The sequence below is a fragment of the Halobellus rarus genome, assembly GCF_024494595.1.
GTDB classification, from domain to species: domain Archaea; phylum Halobacteriota; class Halobacteria; order Halobacteriales; family Haloferacaceae; genus Haloquadratum; species Haloquadratum rarum.
On record NZ_JANHDI010000022.1, the window covers coordinates 1 to 1,490 of the forward strand.

At 54.5% G+C, this 1,490-nt stretch carries 1 protein-coding gene; it reads left to right on the forward strand.

The window, feature by feature from the left end:
* The first annotated feature begins 54 nt into the window (after window positions 1-54).
* On the forward strand, window positions 55-1,470 hold the full coding sequence (locus NO876_RS17905) for an IS4 family transposase (protein ID WP_256423041.1): 1,416 nt from the start codon (window positions 55-57) through the stop codon (window positions 1,468-1,470).
* Window positions 1,471-1,490: the final 20 nt, after the last annotated feature.

Consider the following 1,490-nt stretch of genomic DNA (forward strand, 5'->3'; position numbering starts at 1 on the left):
GCTGTCTCTTACCCACAACTCCTATCGCCATAGTTCGTGGAACCTGTGGCCAAGATGCAGAGCGGTTCACGAAGCCGGCGGACTGAAGTAGACGAGGTGGAGCTGCGCCAGACCGATGTCTCTGGCACAGTTCGCAAGGAGTTCAAGTCTGCTGAGTTTGGTGACGAACGGCTCACTGACCGATTGATGCAGGTCGGAGATCGGCTCGGCAGGGCACCTGCCGAGTCGATCCCTAACGCCTGCGAAGGCTGGGCCTCCACAAAGGCTACGTACCGATTTTGTGATAACGAGCGTGTGGATCCGAACGAGATTCTTGATGCGCACAAGCGAGAACAACGCTCACGCGTCCGTGATACGGAGGAGCTTCTAGTTATCTCTGACACGACCGAGCTTGTGTTTCCGAGACATCCGTCAAAGGAAGGACTCGGTGACATCGGCAACTCCACCACGGATCTCGAAGGTGTCAAGGTTCACTCGACGATCGGAGTCGATCCACAGACACATCGTATGACTGGGGTCATCGATCAGCAGTCGCTGATCGAGGACCAACAGGCCAGCACCAAACACGACGCGAATGGGAAGGGTGAGCCGATCGAATTAGAAAGCGAACAGAAAAAATGGATTCGAGGGGACAGGCAAGCCAGCGACTGGCTTGCCGAGGATATTCGACCGATATTCATCCACGACCGAGGAGCCGATGCATTTGCGTTCTACCGCGAAGTTACAGACGAGCTAGACGCTGGATTCGTCATCCGTGCAAATCAGAACCGCTGTATTCAGACGCCGTCCGGAACGGACGGGCGTCTGATTGACTGGAGTGAAGACCTCCCCGAACAAGGTCGCACGTCTATCGAGATCGAACAAGGAAGTGGAAGAGAAGCTAGAGAGGCTGAGCTCATCGTCAAAGCCGGCTCGTGTGAGTTACTCCCTCCAAAGAACGATCCAACTCACACCGAGCCAGTCGAGGTAAACGTCGTACGAATCGACGAACTTGGAGAACAAGATGACCCGATTCAGTGGGTGTTACTCACCACTGAATCGGTCGCTACGTTCAATGACTCGCTGAGTGTGGTAGAGTCCTATCGCGCCCGATGGACGATCGAAGACTGGCACAAGGTGCTGAAAACTGGATGCCGAATCGAGGAACGTCGGCTAGAAACGTGGGAACGTATGGAGGTCTTGTTGAGTGTCTACTCGGTGATTGCGTGGAAGGTGCTGGAGTTGCGGGAACTTGCTCGGGGAGAGACATACTACTCACCTGATGTCCTTCTGAGCGAGACTGAACGGTCAATTCTGCAAACGAAATTTCCAGAATTGACCGACAACGAGGCTCAAGCGTACGCAATTGCAGTTGCGAAGATCGGCGGCTACCTTGACCGAAATTCCGATCCACCGCCCGGTTGGGAGACGATGTGGAAAGGCCTCAAGAAACTTCAGACCTGGGCGGAGGGATACGAACTGCACTCCTGAGACTTATGGGTAAGAGACAG

What these genes read in the sequence shown, in the direction of transcription:
- NO876_RS17905 (WP_256423041.1), top strand. Translation starts at nt 55, where the DNA reads ATGCAGAGCGGTTCACGAAGCCGGCGGACTGAAGTAGACGAGGTGGAG.